Source organism: Mesorhizobium opportunistum WSM2075 (assembly GCF_000176035.2).
GTDB classification, from domain to species: domain Bacteria; phylum Pseudomonadota; class Alphaproteobacteria; order Rhizobiales; family Rhizobiaceae; genus Mesorhizobium; species Mesorhizobium opportunistum.
This window is the reverse complement of record NC_015675.1, coordinates 160,090-175,894: the sequence shown is the minus strand read 5'-3', so window position 1 is coordinate 175,894 and position 15,805 is coordinate 160,090. Positions and strand designations below refer to the sequence as shown.

The 15,805-nt window shown below is 63.9% G+C and carries 15 protein-coding genes; 9 read left to right on the top strand and 6 right to left on the bottom strand.

Annotated elements, in window-relative coordinates:
* Positions 1–97 precede the first annotated feature (97 nt).
* A complete protein-coding gene (locus MESOP_RS00790) occupies positions 98–1,021 on the top strand; it encodes a DMT family transporter (protein WP_013891405.1) in 924 nt (307 codons plus the stop codon).
* Here MESOP_RS00790 and MESOP_RS00785 read toward each other — a convergent pair.
* Positions 1,018–1,920, bottom strand: coding sequence for a phosphotransferase family protein (locus MESOP_RS00785; protein ID WP_013891404.1), 903 nt, complete (start codon positions 1,918–1,920; stop codon positions 1,018–1,020). The two genes, MESOP_RS00790 and MESOP_RS00785, sit on opposite strands and share 4 nt — an antisense overlap.
* Before the next feature lie 98 nt (positions 1,921–2,018).
* Between MESOP_RS00785 and MESOP_RS00780 the strand changes: the two genes are divergently transcribed.
* Positions 2,019–2,651: a class I SAM-dependent DNA methyltransferase gene (locus tag MESOP_RS00780; RefSeq protein WP_013891403.1), complete on the top strand. Its 633-nt coding sequence runs from the start codon at positions 2,019–2,021 to the stop codon at positions 2,649–2,651.
* Between the two features lie 81 nt (positions 2,652–2,732).
* Here the strand turns inward: MESOP_RS00780 and MESOP_RS00775 are convergent, their stop codons facing one another.
* Together MESOP_RS00775 and MESOP_RS00770 are read right to left on the bottom strand one after the other, a co-directional pair.
* Positions 2,733–5,186: a GcvT family protein gene (locus MESOP_RS00775; protein ID WP_013891402.1), complete on the bottom strand. Its 2,454-nt coding sequence runs from the start codon at positions 5,184–5,186 to the stop codon at positions 2,733–2,735.
* Positions 5,183–6,070 carry a phosphotransferase family protein gene (locus MESOP_RS00770; protein WP_013891401.1) on the bottom strand — a complete coding sequence of 296 codons (888 nt, stop codon included), beginning with the start codon at positions 6,068–6,070 and terminating at the stop codon, positions 5,183–5,185. Before MESOP_RS00770 ends, MESOP_RS00775 begins: the two co-directional genes overlap by 4 nt.
* Positions 6,071–6,490: 420 nt before the next feature.
* Here MESOP_RS00770 and MESOP_RS00765 point away from each other — a divergent pair, with 420 nt between their 5' ends.
* From MESOP_RS00765 to MESOP_RS00735, 7 genes are all read left to right on the top strand, one after another.
* Entirely contained in the window at positions 6,491–7,267 is a 777-nt protein-coding gene (locus MESOP_RS00765) for a DeoR/GlpR family DNA-binding transcription regulator (protein WP_013891400.1), read from the top strand.
* A gap of 82 nt (positions 7,268–7,349) precedes the next feature.
* The gene (locus tag MESOP_RS00760) at positions 7,350–8,261 is read left to right on the top strand and encodes a LysR family transcriptional regulator (protein ID WP_013891399.1); all 912 of its coding nucleotides are present in this window, start codon (positions 7,350–7,352) and stop codon (positions 8,259–8,261) included.
* A gap of 138 nt (positions 8,262–8,399) precedes the next feature.
* Positions 8,400–9,554, top strand: coding sequence for an ABC transporter substrate-binding protein (locus tag MESOP_RS00755; RefSeq protein WP_013891398.1), 1,155 nt, complete (start codon positions 8,400–8,402; stop codon positions 9,552–9,554).
* 179 nt (positions 9,555–9,733) lie between these two features.
* Positions 9,734–10,732 (top strand): ABC transporter ATP-binding protein, encoded by a 999-nt coding sequence (locus tag MESOP_RS00750; protein WP_041163951.1) that lies wholly within the window; start codon positions 9,734–9,736, stop codon positions 10,730–10,732.
* A gap of 223 nt (positions 10,733–10,955) precedes the next feature.
* Positions 10,956–11,921, top strand: a complete 966-nt coding sequence (locus tag MESOP_RS00745; RefSeq protein ID WP_013891395.1) for an ABC transporter permease — start codon at positions 10,956–10,958, stop codon at positions 11,919–11,921.
* Complete coding sequence (locus tag MESOP_RS00740) at positions 11,911–12,726, top strand: ABC transporter permease (RefSeq protein ID WP_013891394.1); 816 nt, start codon at positions 11,911–11,913, stop codon at positions 12,724–12,726. The genes MESOP_RS00745 and MESOP_RS00740 overlap by 11 nt, the downstream gene beginning before the upstream one ends.
* Positions 12,727–12,828: 102 nt before the next feature.
* Complete coding sequence (locus MESOP_RS00735; RefSeq protein ID WP_013891393.1) at positions 12,829–14,256, top strand: gamma-aminobutyraldehyde dehydrogenase; 1,428 nt, start codon at positions 12,829–12,831, stop codon at positions 14,254–14,256.
* Positions 14,257–14,439: 183 nt separating this feature from the next.
* Here MESOP_RS00735 and MESOP_RS00730 read toward each other — a convergent pair whose 3' ends face one another.
* From MESOP_RS00730 to MESOP_RS00720, 3 genes are all read right to left on the bottom strand, one after another.
* Positions 14,440–14,754 (bottom strand): hypothetical protein, encoded by a 315-nt coding sequence (locus MESOP_RS00730; RefSeq protein ID WP_013891392.1) that lies wholly within the window; start codon positions 14,752–14,754, stop codon positions 14,440–14,442.
* Positions 14,755–14,785: 31 nt separating this feature from the next.
* Positions 14,786–15,148: a nuclear transport factor 2 family protein gene (locus tag MESOP_RS00725; RefSeq protein ID WP_013891391.1), complete on the bottom strand. Its 363-nt coding sequence runs from the start codon at positions 15,146–15,148 to the stop codon at positions 14,786–14,788.
* 83 nt (positions 15,149–15,231) lie between these two features.
* Complete coding sequence (locus tag MESOP_RS00720) at positions 15,232–15,711, bottom strand: carboxymuconolactone decarboxylase family protein (protein ID WP_013891390.1); 480 nt, start codon at positions 15,709–15,711, stop codon at positions 15,232–15,234.
* Positions 15,712–15,805 lie beyond the last annotated feature (94 nt).

Here is a 15,805-nt window from a genome sequence, read left to right as displayed (position 1 = left end):
TTCCCGGTTCTGGTCTCGCCCTTTCCCGGATTCTCCTCGTCAAAGTGGCCGCTTCCGTCTAGGACGCAGTTACGAAAAGGGAGGAATCGGGATCGGCATGACGCAACCCGTGGCGCAAAATTCCACGATCAGGAACGTGCTTCTGGCCGGCATTCTGCTCATGCTGGCCGGCGATTTCCTGTTTGCGCTGAACGATGCGATGGGCAAGTGGCTGGTCGCCAGCTTCTCCGTTGGCCAGGTGGTGCTGATCCGGTCGATCGGCGCCTTCTTCGTGCTTGGTCCGATGATCGCCAACCAGGGCGCCGGCAGACTGTTCCAGATGGAGCGGCCGGGGCTGCAGATCCTGCGCGTGGTGGCGACGACGCTGGACACAGCCTTGTTCTACGCCGCCGTCGTCTATCTGCCGCTCGCCGACGTCATGAGCTTCTACATGGCCGGGCCGATCTATGTCGCCGCGCTATCGCACTTCCTGCTCGGCGAAAAGGTCGGCTGGCGCCGCTGGGCGGCGATCCTGCTCGGCTTCTGCGGCGTGCTGATCATGCTGAAGCCGTCTTCGGCGGCGTTTTCGCTGTCGTCGGGCTTTGCGCTCGTCGGCAGCATCGCCTTTGCCTTTGCCATCATCCTCAACCGCCGGCTGCGCGGCACCAGCGACACCAATCTGGTGACGTGGCAGACCATCGGCACGCTGGTGGTCGGCGGCGTCATGACCATCGGCGCCTGGCAGACACCGTCGGCGCTCGATTTCGGCGCCATGCTGCTGCTCGGCATCGTCTCCTGCGGCGCGCATCTGATGATCACCAGGGCGCTCAAGCTGGCGCCGGCCTCGACGCTGGCGCCGCTGCATTACACGCTGCTGTTATGGGCGGTGGTCTTCGGGCTGGCGTTCTTCGGCGATGTTCCCGGCCCGCGCATCCTGATCGGTTCCGGCATCGTGGTGCTCGCCGGCCTGTTCATCTTCCACCGCCAGAAAGTGGTCGAGACCACGGTGCCGCCCGAAAACGTGCCGAAGGGCGTGAACTAGCCCCTACGCACGGCCGCCAGGTGCCGTGAAAACTCCGGCGTCTCCATCAACGCCTTGCAGCGGGCAAACCGCCCGTCGGCATAGGCGCGGAAGTCGTCGACCGGATTGTCGTTGGCGAGCTGGATCAGACCCCACAGCGTCCACAAGAGGTCGCACATCGCCTTGTAGATGACGACGCGGCCGCGCTCCGCCGGCGTCGCTTCGCCGCCGAAATAGGCGCGCATCATCTCCTCGTCCTGCGCGGCATCGAATCTGCCTTCCACGCTGAGGTCGCCGAGATCCCAGAGCGGGTCGTTCATCCCGGAATATTCCCAGTCGACGATCCACATCCGCTCTCCGGTATCGAGAAAGTTCTCGCACAGCGGATCGCAGTGGCAGGCGACGACGGGGAGCGGATGCGCGGCAAGCGCCGATCGCACGGTCTCGGCCTCGCGCACCACATCGTGATAGCCGGCGGGCAGCGCGACATTCTTGGTCGACAGCACCTTGAGATAGTCGTCGATCATCGCAAACAGTTCGAAGCGGAACGGGAACACGGCGCCCGAAGCATGCAGCTTGCGGAAGGCCTCGCCGGCACGCGCCGGACTGCCTGGCCGGGTCCTGAATTTCTCCGGCGACATCGTCTCGGCGCCGGCGATGAAGCGCGTCACCATCATCCCGGTGCCGGGGTCGACATGCAGCACCTCGGGGCTGACGCCTGCCTTGGCTGCCTCGTGCGCCGCCACCGCCTCATTGGCGCGGTTGATATACTCTTCCGTGCCCTTGCCGGGAATGCGCAGGCAGAACTCACCGGCCCTGAAGACCAGGTTGGTGAGGCCGCCGAGCCGATCCAGCGGCCCGGTATAGCCGGCCAGCATCGGAATTGCGGCAAGTTTCGCCCGCGCCTCGTCCGTCACCATGCCTTCGCCCCACGCGGTTATTTCTCGCCGCAACGGTTCCACAAATTTCGCCGTTTGGCTATCATCCGATCGAAGGCAACTCGATCGGGCGAGAAAGCATGACGGACGCTAAACACCTGGGCGCGCTCAGCGCAGCCTATGCCGCGACACGGCCCGAGGAAGTGGCGGCACTGTATGACCGCTGGTCGCAAACCTATGACGCCGACATGTCGGCCGCCGGCTACCGCCATCCGACGATCTGTCTTGCCTTGCTGGCCCGCCATCTGCCGCGCGGCTCAGTCCCGCTGCTCGACGCTGGCGCGGGCACCGGGCTCATCGGCGAATGGTTGAACATTGCAGGCTATCCTGAGGTCGAGGCGCTCGACATCTCGCAAGGCATGCTGGATCAGGCCGCCCGCAAGGGCGTCTATTCGGCGCTGCATTGCCTGGCGCTTGGCGGCAAGCTGCCCTTTGCCGATGATGCCTATGCCGGCATCGTCTCTGCCGGCGTCTTCACCTCGGGCCATGTCGGCGTCGAAGGGCTGGACGAACTGATCCGCATCTGCCGGCCGGGCGGCATCATCGTGCTGACGGTCAAGAACACGCTCTGGGATCAAGGTTTTGCCGCGCGCATCGCCGAACTCGAGGCGCAAAGCCTCGTCACCCGCGTCGAGGAAACGCGGCCTTATGTCTCCATGCCGGGCGAGGCCGACACCGTGCCCAGCCGCGGTCTTGCCCTGCGCGTCAACTAGAGCAATTCCAGGAAAGTGTGAGCGGTTTCCCGGGAAAAACGCGTAGCGCTTTTCTTGGGAATTGCGTCAAAACAGCAGAACCTAGGCCTTCACTCGCCCCGCTGCCGGATCGTACATCGGCTCGAGATGGATTTTGGCTGGCGCCCGCTCCATGGCCACGACCAGTTCATAGTCGCCCGAGGCGAGAAAATCGTCGCTCACCCCATCGGCGTTGCGCACATAGCCGTAGCCGATGTTCTTGCCGAGCGTGTAGCCGTAGCCGCCGCTGGTCAGATAGCCGACCGGCTCGCCATTGCGCAGGATGGTCTCGCGTCCGAGCAGTACGATGTCGGGATCATCGACCGTGAAGCCGGCAAAGCGTTTCTTCAATGCCGTGCCGTTGGCCTTCTCCAGCGCGCGCCGGCCGACAAAATCGGTGTTCTTGCGCAGCTTGACCGCCCAACCGAGCCCGGCTTCCTGCGGCGTGTCGTTGGGCGTGATGTCGGCGCCCCAGGCGCGATAGCCCTTTTCCAGCCGCAGCGATTCCAGCGCGCGATAGCCGACAGGGCGGATGCCATGCCTCTTGCCGGCCGTCATCAGCGCGTCGAAGACTTCACCGGTGGCGGCGATCGGTACGTGCAGCTCCCAGCCGAGTTCGCCGACATAGGTGACGCGCAACGCCCGTACCGTGTGGCCGGCAATGGCAATTTCCCGGACATGACCGAACGGGAATGCTGCGTTCGACACGTCCGCATCGGTCACATCAGCCAGTACATCGCGCGCCCGGGGGCCCATCAGCGACAGCGTGCCGAAATCCTCGGTGACATCGGCAAGCGTGGCATCGAGGCCCTCGCCGATATGGTCGCTGATCCACGAGGCATCGTGGGTGCGGAACCCGGTGCCGGTGACGATGTAGAATGTCTCCTCGGCCAGCCGCGCCACGGTCAGGTCGGCCTCGATGCCGCCGCGCGTGTTGAGAAGCTGGGTGTAGGTCAGCCGGCCGGCCGGCTTGCTGACGTCGTTGGCGCAGATCCAGTCCAGCGCCTTCGCCGCGTCAGGCCCGCTCAACTCGTATTTGGCGAACGACGACTGGTCAAATATGCCGACCTTTTCACGCACATGCCGGTGTTCGTCGCCAACCGCCGCAAACCAGTTCTGCCGGCCCATGGAATAGATGTCCCGCGGTTCGACCCCCTCTGGCGCGAACCAGTTCGGCCGTTCCCAGCCGAGCTTCGAGCCGAACACGGCCTGCTGCCGCTTCAGCCGCTCATAAAGCGGCGAGACGATGCGCGGCCGGCCGCTGACATATTCCTCGTGCGGGAAGCCGATCGTGTAGTGCTTGCCATAGGCTTCCAGCGTGCGGTCGCACACCCATTGCCGGTCGCGATGCAAGTTGGAAAAGCGCCTGATGTCGACCACCCACAGGTCGAGCGGCGCCTCGCCATCGACCACCCATTGCGCCAGCACCCAGCCGGCGCCGCCGCCGGACGCGATGCCGAAGGCGTTGAAGCCGGCGCCGACGAACATGTTGGCGCATTCCGGTGCCGTGCCGAGGATGAAATTGCCGTCCGGCGTAAAGCTCTCCGGCCCGTTGATCATCTGCTTGACGCCGACGGTTTCGAGCGCCGGCACGCGCGCGATCGCCTGTGTCATGTGCTGCTCGAAATGATCGTAATCGTCGTCGAACAGCCGGAATTCCCAATCGTCGGGCACGTCGCCGCCCGGCAGATCGGTCTTCCAGGCCTGCGGATTGGGCTCGTAGCCGCCCATCACCAGGCCGCCGACCTCCTCCTTGAAATAGGTGCGGCGGTCGGGGTCGCGGATGGTCGGCGCGTCGGTCGCCAGGCCAGCGATCTTCTCGGTGATGATGTACTGGTGCTTCACCGGCTGCAGCGGCACGTTGATGCCGGCCATGGCGCCGACCTGCCGCGCCCACTGCCCGGCACAGTTCACCACCTTGTCGCAGGCAATGTCGCCCTTGTTGGTCTTCACCGCGGTGATGCGGCCGTCCTTCATCTCGAAACCGGTGACGCGCACATCCTCGTAAAGCTTGGCGCCATGCATGCGCGCGCCCTTGGCCAGCGACTGCGTGATGTCCGAGGGGCTCGCCTGGCCATCGGTCGGCAGCCAGGAAGCGCCGACGAGATCGCCGGTTTCCATCAGCGGCCACATCGCCTTGACCTCCGCCGGCGACAAAAGCTGCATGTCCATGCCGAAGCTCTTCGCCGTCGTCGCCAGCCTTTTGTATTCGGTCCAGCGGTCGGCATTGGTGGCGAGCCGCAGGCAGCCGGTCATCTTCCAGCCGGTGGCAAGGCCGGTTTCGGCCTCCAGCCCCTTGTAGAGCTCGACCGAGTATTTGAGTACGCGGGTGATCGAGGCCGACGAGCGCAATTGCCCGACCAGGCCGGCGGCGTGCCAGGTCGAGCCCGAGGTCAGCTTGCCTTGCTCGAGCAGCACCACCTCGGCCTTGTGGTCGCGCGCCAGATGATAGGCCGTCGAACAGCCGATGATGCCGCCGCCGATGACGACGATCGCGGCATGGCCAGGCAATGTCATGATTTCAGGATCCCGTATTTTGTCCGGTAGTTTTCCAGCGCTGCGTCGAGCCGCACCAGGTTTTCCTCGGTATAGGCGACGTAGTCGATGCCCGGCGCGTCGAGATAGAGTTCCGACACCATGCTCCACATTGCCTCGCGCAGCAGCGAGGCGCATTGCATGGCCGCGTGCGAGCGGCGGATCGCCTCGTCCGGCTCCTTCATGAAATAGGCGGTCAGGAAAGCGAAGGATTCCTCATCGCTCATGCCGGCATTCGAGGCAACGCCGGAAAGGTCGAACATGGCCGTGTTGAAACCGGCATATTCGAAATCGATCAGCCACAGCCTGTTGCCGTCGTCGAGAATGTTGGCCGGCAACAGATCGTTGTGGCCAAAGACGATCGGCAGCAGTTTCTGAGCGCGCTCCAGTTCGTCCGCCAGTGTCAGCAGGTGCGGCAGTTCGCTGCGCTTGCGGCTGCCGCCTTCCTCCAGCGTACGTGCATAATCGCGGATGACGTGGAACACCCAGAACATGAAGCCGGCGCCGGAGATATGGTTGGGCATCTCCCGGTGGAAGCCGCGCATCAGGGCCGCGACCCGGCCAAGATTGGCGCGCACATCGTCGGCCAGATAGGTCCTGGCGCCAAGATACGCCGTCACCATGATCCCCGGTTCGGCATAGTGCACCGCCGGCGCAAAACCGGCGGCGTGCGCGGCCCGCGCGGTCATCACCTCTCGCTCGCGGAAGACATGGTGGAAGGGATAGTCCTGGCCGAAGCGCACGACATGCCGTCCCGCGGCGTCGCTGACCACATAGTTGGCATTGCTCAGGCCGCCGGGCAGCGGGGCGATCTCGATGGCCCCGGTCCAGCAGGGCAGGGCACGGATGCGGTCTTCTGCAATCACGGAGTTATCCCTGGTTTATGGCCTGGTTTGCTGGGTTTCGACGAGGCGCTACGGGCAGCGCGACGACAGCGGGGAGAAACGCGGATAATCTCGTCGGTGCGGGACGCCAGGATCGGTATCCCGCACCGCACCGACGAGCCCCGTGGCCAGGTTTTTGAGCCCGGCATCCGCCCCCGCGGATCTGAAAATTCCTTGCGCCAGCCAGATGCCAAGCTGTCTGACCAGTGAGTTGCGGCTCTGCCATCGCCCTCCCGTTGCAGCTCCGAACCCTCTGAGATTGGATTTCACGCCAAGGCTGCCCGGCTGTCAACAAAAAGATGTGACCTTTTTTGGGTATTTTGCCCGAAATGAAGGGATAGTTCCTTTAAAACCGCTTGAATTACCTTAGAATCGGTCAAAGTTCTGAACCCGGGAAACCAGATGGTCCATTCGAAACGCCACGGCGAAATCCTGCGGCTGCTGCAGGAGGAGGGCACCGTCACCATCGCCAGCCTGGCCGACCGGCTGGGTGTTTCGCTCGAAACCGTACGCCGCGACGTCAAGCCGCTCACCGGCGACGGCTCGGTCCTGAAGATGCATGGTGCCATCGGCCTGCCTTCGATGGTCGGCGAAGCGCCATTCGAACGGCGCATGCGCGAGAATGCCGATGCCAAGCGCGTCATTGCCCGCATGGTCGCCGCCACCATCCGCGACGGCGAATCGATCATGCTCGACACCGGCACCACGACCTCGTTCCTGGCGCGGGAACTGCTCGGCCACCGGCGGCTGACGGTCGTCACCAATTCGTCCGACATCGCCCGCACGCTGGCCACCATCAACGGCAACAAGGTCTATATGGCCGGCGGCGAGTTGCGCAGCGATTCCGGTGCCGCCTTCGGTGCCTCGGCCATCGAGTTCGTCAGCCGTTTCTCGGTCAGCCACGCCGTCATATCCACCGGCGCCGTCGATGCGGTGACGGGCGTCATGGATTATGATCTCGAAGAGGCGGAATTCGCACGCATGGTACTGTCGCGCGGCCAGCGCTCGCTTGTGATCACCGACCACACGAAATTCGGCCGCCAGGGCCTGGTCCAGGTCTGCAGTTTCGCCGGCTTTTCCGAACTCGCCACCGACCGCTTGCCGCCACGCGATATTGCCGCTGCCCTCGCACAGGCCGGCGCACGGCTCAGCATTGCCGGCGACGTTGCCGGATTCTGATCCAGTCTGTTGACGACTGGGCCTGTTGACGATTGGCCGACCGGCACTTCCCACAGCCGCTTGCGCCGTGTTTAGTCCGGCCATGGCTTTCACCATCCGCCAGTTGCAGTTCTTCATTGCCGTCGCCGAGCAAGGCACGGTGTCGGGTGCGGCTCAAAATCTTTCCATCTCGCAATCGTCCGTCACCGAAGCGATCAAGGAGCTCGAAAGCGATCTCGGGGTCGAACTGTTCGAACGCCATCCGCGCGGCCTCAACATCACCCACAAGGGCCACCAGTTCCTGCGCCACGCGACGAAGATTCTCGCCGACGTTTCCGATGCCCGCCGCTCCTTCTCCGGCGAGCAGGCGGCGACCGGCGGGCGGCTGCAACTCGGCGTCACCTCACTGGTCGCCGGCTATGTGCTGTCGGATCTGCTTTCGCGCTACCGCCGCGCCTATCCGGGCGTCGAGGTCTCGGCCATCGAGGACAATGGCGACTACCTCGAACATCTCCTGATCGGCGGCAAGCTCGACATAGCCGTCATGGTCACGTCCAATCTGCGCGACCGCACCGCCCTGCAATCGGAAATCCTCGAGGTCTCGGCCTATCGCCTGTGGCTGCCGCTCGGCCATCCGCTCGCCGGCGCCGACATCATCGGCATCGGCGACATCGCCTCCGAGCCGCTGATCATGCTCACCGTCGATGAGATCGAGGAGAACACCGGCAAGCTGCTGACGGCGATCGGCGCCAGGCCGCATGTCGCCTTCCGCACTCGTTCCGTGGAAGCCGTGCGCAGCCTGGTCGCCACCGGCGCCGGCGTGGCGCTGCTGCCCGACCTTGTCTACCGCCCATGGTCGCTGGAAGGCGACCGCATCGAATCGCGTGATATCTCCGGCTCCTTGCCGGTGGTGCAGGTCGGCATGGTCTGGCGGCGCGGCTCGGGCCTGCCGCAGTCGGCGCGCGATTTCATCGGGCTTGCCCAGTCGCAAAGGATGGTCCGCCAGCGCCTCTGATCCAGCAGTGTCAGCTATCGGAAAAACCGATACCGCCCTTCTGATAAATGAATTTGCGAAACCGGAGTTTTCCAAGCACTTTCCCTACAGGGAACAAAGCCGCCACAGCAGCGCGGCCCCTCAAATGGGAGATCGATGATGAATTCATTCCTGAAGTCATGCACGGCGCTGACGGTCGCGCTCGCCTTCTCCGGCCAGGCCATCGCCCAGGTCAAGGAACTCGGCAAGGGCGAAGGCGAGGTCAATATCGTTGCCTGGCCGGGCTATATCGAGCGCGGCGAGACCGACAAGGGCTATGACTGGGTCACCGCCTTCGAGAAGGAGAGCGGCTGCAAGGTCAACGTCAAGACCGCCAACACCTCGGACGAGATGGTCTCGCTGATGAACGAGGGCGGTTTCGACCTCGTCACGGCCTCGGGCGATGCCTCGCTGCGCCTCGTCGCCGGCAAGCGCGTGCAGCCGATCAACACCGATCTCATCCCGAGCTGGAAGTCGGTCGACGACCGGCTGAAGGACGCGCCCTGGTTCACCGTCGACAAGGTCCACTACGGCGTTCCCTATCAGTGGGGACCGAACATCCTGATGTACAACACCGAGGTCTTCAAGGAAGCGCCGAAGAGCTGGAACGTCGTCTTCGAGGAGATGAAGCTGCCCGACGGCAAGTCCAACAAGGGCCGCGTCCAGGCCTATGACGGACCGATCCACATCGCCGACGCCGCCAACTATCTGATGTTCCACAAGCCGGAACTCGGCATCAAGGACCCCTACGAGCTCAACGAAGACCAGTACAAGGCAGCCCTCGACCTGCTGCGCGTGCAGCGCACGCTGGTCGGCCGCTACTGGCACGATGCCGCCATCCAGGTCGACGATTTCCAGAACGAAGGCGTCGTGGCCTCCGGTTCATGGCCGTATCAGGTCAACACACTGGTCGCCGCCAAGAAGCCGGTTGCCTCGACCGTGCCGGAGGAAGGCGTCACCGGCTGGGCCGACACCACCATGATGGAAGCCGACGCGGCACATCCGAACTGTGCCTATATGTGGCTCGAACATTCGCTGTCGCCCAAGGTGCAAGGCGACGTCTCGGCCTGGTTCGGATCGCTCCCCGTGGTGCCCGCCGCCTGCAAGGGCAACGAATTGCTTGGCGAGGAAGGCTGCAAGACCAACGGCTACGACAATTTCGACAAGATCAAGTTCTGGAAGACGCCGGTCTCGAAATGCGCCACCCAGAACAACCAGTGCGTGCCTTACTACCGCTGGGTCTCGGACTATATCGGCGTCATCGGCGGACGGTGATTTCTCTTACCTCCCCCTCGCGGGGAGGGTCGACGCGCAGTGTCGCGGTGGGGGACTGTCCGATAGGTCCGCGCCATCACCCCACCCGTGGCTTCGCCGCGACCTCCCCCATCGAGGGGGAGGTGAAGCGGCGCGTGAATTCGTCCTCGTTTGACCCGCCAAAAAACAGACTGGCAGCCATGACATCAGCCGTTTCCTTCCAGAAGGTTTCCCGCCATTTCGGCAGCGTTCGCGCCGTCGATGCGGTCGATCTCGACATTGCGCCGGGCGAGTTCTTCGCCATGCTCGGGCCGTCGGGTTCGGGCAAGACCACGTGCCTGCGCCTGATCGCCGGATTCGAGCAGCCGACTGCGGGTTCGATCTCGATCTTCGGTGAGCGCGCCGAGGGCGTTCCGCCCTATCGCCGCAACGTCAACACGGTGTTTCAGGACTATGCGCTGTTCCCGCATCTCAACGTGCTCGACAACGTCGCCTACGGGCTGATGGTCAAGGGCGTCGGCAAGGCCGGGCGGCACAAGGCGGCTGAGGAAGCGCTGACGCTGGTGCGCCTGCCTGGCTATGGCGCCCGCCGCCCCGGCCAGCTTTCCGGCGGCCAGCGCCAGCGCGTCGCGCTTGCCCGTGCGCTGGTCAACCAGCCCAAGGTGCTGCTGCTCGACGAGCCGCTCGGTGCGCTGGACCTGAAACTGCGCGAGAACATGCAGGAAGAGCTGAAGTCGCTGCAGAAGGCGCTCGGTATCACCTTCGTCTTCGTCACCCACGACCAGGGCGAGGCGCTGTCGATGGCCGATCGCGTCGCCGTCTTCAATGACGGCAAGATCATGCAGATCGGCACGCCGGAGGACATCTACCAGCGGCCGAAGACGCGCTTCGTCGCCGATTTCGTCGGCTCGTCCAACGTGCTGCCGCCGGATTTCGTTCAGCGCTATTCCGGCCAGCACCGCTGGGGCAGCCTGCGTCCCGAATCCATTCGTGTCGGCCGCGCCGCAAGCGGCGAAGGCGTCGCCGCCCGCCTCGTCTCGACCAACTATCTCGGCGCCACCACCAGGCTGGCGTTCGATGCCGACGGCTTGAAGCTGCATGCCATCGTGCCGGCCGGCGCGGCCCTCCCGGCGGAAGGCGACGCCGTGGTGCTGACCTTCAACCGCGAGAGCCTGCATCTGATGGATGAGCCGGCATGATTGAGGTTTGCGCCAAGCACCCCCCTCTGTCCTACCGGACATCTCCCCCGCAAGGGGGGAGATTCGCTGTCACCAACGGCTTCCCCAATCGTCTCCGCTGCAGAACTGGCAGGACAGACAAGCTGCTGATCTCCCCCCTTGCGGGGGAGATGTCCGGCAGGACAGAGGGGGGTGTGACGGATCGCGGCCTGGCCTCGATTGATCCAATCGCCGCGGTCGCCCCATGACCATCGCCGCGCTCAACGCCAATCCCGCGCCCGCCATCCTGCCGGGCAGCGGCGGCCTGCGCGGCGCGCTGTCGGACCTGTTCTGGCGCCGGCCGCAGCTCCTGCTGCTCCTCATGCTGCTGCCGCCGGTTTTGTGGCTCGGCATCGTCTATATCGGCTCGCTGTTCGCCCTTTTGGCGCAAAGCTTTTTCTCCATCGACGAGTTCTCCGGCCTCATCAACCGGGAGTTCACGCTGAAGACCTATGGCGACCTGTTCCAGGCGGCCAATCTCGACATCATCCTGCGCACGGTGACGATGGCGGCGCTGGTCACGCTGGCCTCGGCCATTGTCGCCTTTCCGATCGCCTACTACGCCGCACGCTATGCGCGCGGCCGCTGGAAGGCGCTGTTCTATCTCGGCGTCATGCTGCCGCTGTGGTCGAGCTACCTGGTCAAGATCTATGCCTGGAAGCTGATCCTGGCCAAGGAAGGCATTCTCACCTGGCTGCTCGCCAAGCTGCATTTGCTGTGGCTGCTCGATGCCTGGCTGTCGCTGCCGGTGGTCGGCGGCAACTCGCTGTCGGTATCGTTCACCGGCACCTTCATCGTCTTCGTCTATGTCTGGCTGCCCTTCATGATCCTGCCGGTGCAGGCCGCGCTCGAACGCGTGCCCGCCAATCTGGTCGAGGCCTCGTCCGATCTCGGTGCCTCGCCGGGCCAGACCTTCCGCAATGTGCTGTTCCCGCTGGCGCTGCCCGGCATCGTCGCCGGCTCGATCTTCAGCTTCTCGCTGACATTGGGCGACTACATCATCCCGCAGATCATCGGCACCTCGCGCCTGTTCATCGGCCAGGCCGTCTATTCGCAGCAGGGCACCGCCGGCAACATCCCGCTCGCCGCCGCCTTCACCGTGGTGCCGATCGTCATCATGGGCTTCTACCTGTGGGGCGCCAAGCGCATGGGGGCTTTCGATGCGCTCTGACCGTGGTCAATCGGCTCCGCTCGGCCTGAAGATCGCCGCCGCCTGCGGCCTGCTGTTCCTGCATCTGCCGATCCTGCTAATCTTCGTCTATGCCTTCACGACGGAAGAGAAGAGCTTCGTCTGGCCGCCGCCCGGGCTGACCACGCAGTGGTTCGCCGTCACCTGGAACCGGCCGGATGTCTGGGAAGCGCTGTCGCTTTCGGTGCGCGTCGCCGCCATCTCGACGGCGATTGCTTTGATCCTCGGCACACTCTGTGCCGCCGCGGTGTCGCGGACAAAATTCTTCGGCCGCGAGACCATCTCGCTGCTGGTCATCTTGCCGATCGCCTTGCCCGGTATCATCACCGGCATCGCCCTGCGGTCGGCCTTCGCGCTCGCCGACATCCCGTTCTCGTTCTGGACGATCGTGCTCGGCCACGCCACCTTTTGCGTGGTCGTCGTCTACAACAACGCGGTTGCCCGCTTCCGCCGCACCTCCGGCTCGATGATCGAGGCCTCGATGGATCTCGGCGCCGACGGCTTCCAGACCTTCCGGCATGTCGTGCTGCCTAACATCGCCACCGCGCTGCTTGCCGGCGGCATGCTGGCCTTCGCGCTTTCGTTCGACGAAGTCATCGTCACCACCTTCACCGCCGGCCAGCAGCAGACCGTGCCGATCTGGATGCTGGAGGAGCTGATCCGTCCGCGCCAGCGCCCGGTCACCAATGTCGTGGCCATGGTCGTCGTGTTGGTGACGCTGCTGCCCATCCTGTTTGCCTATTACCTGACCCGCGACGGAGACCAGATCGCTGGGGGTGGAAAATGAAAACGGCGAATAGGGAGTAGCGAATAGCGAATAGGGAAATCGATACCTGACCCTATTCGCTATTCGCTACTCGCTACTCGCTCCTGATCAAGGAGGAACCCAATGGACACTCAGATGCTGATCGGCTCGAAATTCGAGAAGGGCACGGACGCCGAGGAGCCGATCCTCAATCCGAAGACCGGGGCGGCCATCCTCAACCTGCCCGAGGCCAGCCAGGCGCAGATCGAGGCGGCGGTAGCGGCCGCCGAACAGGCGTTCGTCTTGTGGTCGCGCACCACGCCGGCGCAGCGATCGGGCTATCTGCTCAAAATCGCTGATCGCATCGAGGCGGAAGCGAAGGAGTTCGCGGCGCTCGAGGCGCTGAACTGCGGCAAGCCGATCAATTCAGTGCTCAATGACGAGATCCCGGCGATCGTCGACTGCTACCGCTTCTTTGCCGGCGCTGTCCGTTCGATGCCTGGTGTCGTCGCCGGTGAGTATCTGCCCGGGCACACCTCGATGGTGCGGCGCGACCCGATCGGCATCGTCGCCTCGATCGCGCCCTGGAACTATCCGCTGATGATGATGGCCTGGAAGGTCGCGCCGGCGATTGCCGGCGGCAACACCGTCGTCTTCAAGCCGTCGGAGCAGACGCCGCTGACGGCGCTGAAGCTGGCGAAAATCCTGGCCGAGATCCTGCCCGAAGGCGTCGTCAACGTCGTGCTCGGCCGTGGCGACAGTGTCGGCAACACGCTGATCAACCACCCCAAGGTCAATATGATCTCGATCACTGGCGACGTCGCTACCGGCAAGAAGGTGCTGCAGGCGGCCGCCAAATCGGTCAAGCGCACGCATCTTGAACTCGGCGGCAAGGCGCCGGTCATCGTCTTCGACGACGCCGACCTTGGCTCCGTCGTCGCAGGCCTGCGCGCCTTCGGCTATTACAATGCCGGCCAGGACTGCACCGCCGCCTGCCGCATCTATGCCGGCAAGAAGATCTACGACAAGCTCGTCGCCGATCTCTCGTCGGCCGTATCGACCATCAAGTACAATCTATCAGACGATACCGAGAACGAGATCGGGCCGCTGATCTCGCGCCGCCAGCGCGACCGCGTGTCGAGCTTCGTCGAGCGCGCCTCGGAACTGAAGCACATCGAGATCACCACCGGCGGCAAGCCGGGCGAGGGCACCGGCTTCTACTATCAGCCGACCGTCGTTGCCGGCGCGCTGCAGGAGGACGAGATCGTACGCCGCGAAGTCTTCGGTCCGGTCGTCTCGGTCACCCGTTTCACGGAAGTCGACGAGGCGGTGGGCTGGGCCAATGACAGCGACTACGGCCTGGCGTCGTCGGTGTGGACCAAGGACGTCTCGCGCGCCATGGCGACGGCCGCACGCCTGCAATATGGCTGCACCTGGATCAACACCCACTTCATGCTGACCAACGAGATGCCGCATGGCGGGCTGAAGCAGTCAGGCTACGGCAAGGACATGTCGCTCTATGCGCTGGAGGATTATACCGCGGTGCGCCATGTGATGGTGGCGCATGGGTAGTAGCGCTTCTACCTCTCCCCCTGTGGGAGAGGTCGGATTGCCCCGATTTGCGCTTCGCAAATCGGTTGGCAATCCGGGTGAGGGGTAGCTTGGCGCCAAGCTGGAACACCCCTCATCCGTCTCGACGCTGACGCGTTGATCCACCTTCTCCCGCAAGGGGAGAAGGAAGGTCGAGCGTAATCGCTACTCCACGATGCGATAGATGTTCCACAGGCTGGTGCCCGACACGACAAAGGGCTCCATTTCCTTGCCCCATTTGGCATGCGCGTCGATTTTGCCGATCTTAGCGAAGAACGCCTCCAACTGGGCCAGGCTCTCGACCTGATGATGCGACTCGACCGTTGCTTCTCTCGCACCGATCGATCCCGTCATGATCTGGAATTGCAGGTCGGCGATGCCGACCTGCGACCCGATCTCGCGTTCCCATTTCTTGAGCAGTTCGAGCACGGTCTGCTTGTGTCCGAACTTGGCGTCGATCTGCCATCTCGCGCTGAACATTTTTGTTCTCCCTCGGTGGTTTGCGGTTGATCTACTCGTCCCAGGCCTGCACGACGGTCTGCCGTGCGATCTGCCCGTTCTTCAGCTCCAGCATCGCCGCGGCGAACACCTTGGTGCCATCCGGATAGGAGCAGGCCTGGGTGAAGGCCAGGCTGTCGCCGTTGGCGATGGTGGTGTCGACCTTGTGGGTCATCGCGCGGCTGCAGATGTCGTCCCAGAACGTCGTGATCGCCGCGCGCCCGCGGATTTCACGTGGCTTGCTCGGCGGGTTGTTGCGGTCGATCACCCGCACCAGCGCGTCATCGGCATAGAAGCTCGACAGCATCTTGCCGTCACGGCCTTCGATCGCCTTCTTGATCGCCGCGCCATCCACTGTTTGAGTCTTGGTCAGCATTTTATCCTCCATGTGCCCGTCTACCCGATCGGGCGGTTGATGCTTGGAAGCACGGCCTGTCGGTCATCGACGGGCCGTGTTTTTCACTGCGACTTCGCCTTCACGGCTGCGAAGACGTCGTCGGTCTGCTTCTTGAAGGTCGCCAGATCGACCTGGCTGCCGTTGAGGATCGTCGACCAGTGGCGCACGATCGCCGCCATCGCGATCGTCTCCTTGATCTCCTCGTCGCTCGCACCGTTGAGCTTGGCAGCCTCTGTGTGGAAATAGATGCAGTACTGGCAGGGGATCTGCGCGGCGACCGCAAGGCCCATCAGTTCCTTGGTCTTGCCGTCCAGCGCGGTGTTGGGGTTGAGCTGCACCCCCTTGATCTCGGCCCAGGCGCCGGCGATGGCGACGTCGGGCAGCGTCTTGAACATGTCCGGCACCGAACCGAGCGTTGCCTCGATGTCCTTGTAGGCGGCCGCCGCCGATGCATCCTCGGCTCTCGCGGGAGAGATCGTGAACAGCGCGCCAATGCCTGCCGCTATCACAAGTGATCTGACATTCAGGTTTGACTTGAGCATTTCATCCTCCGTTCGCAGTGCCTTCCTGGCGATACCCGCCTGGCCTGCATGGGGATATTGATAGCCCTTACATCGGCCTCGCCGCTTCGCCCGA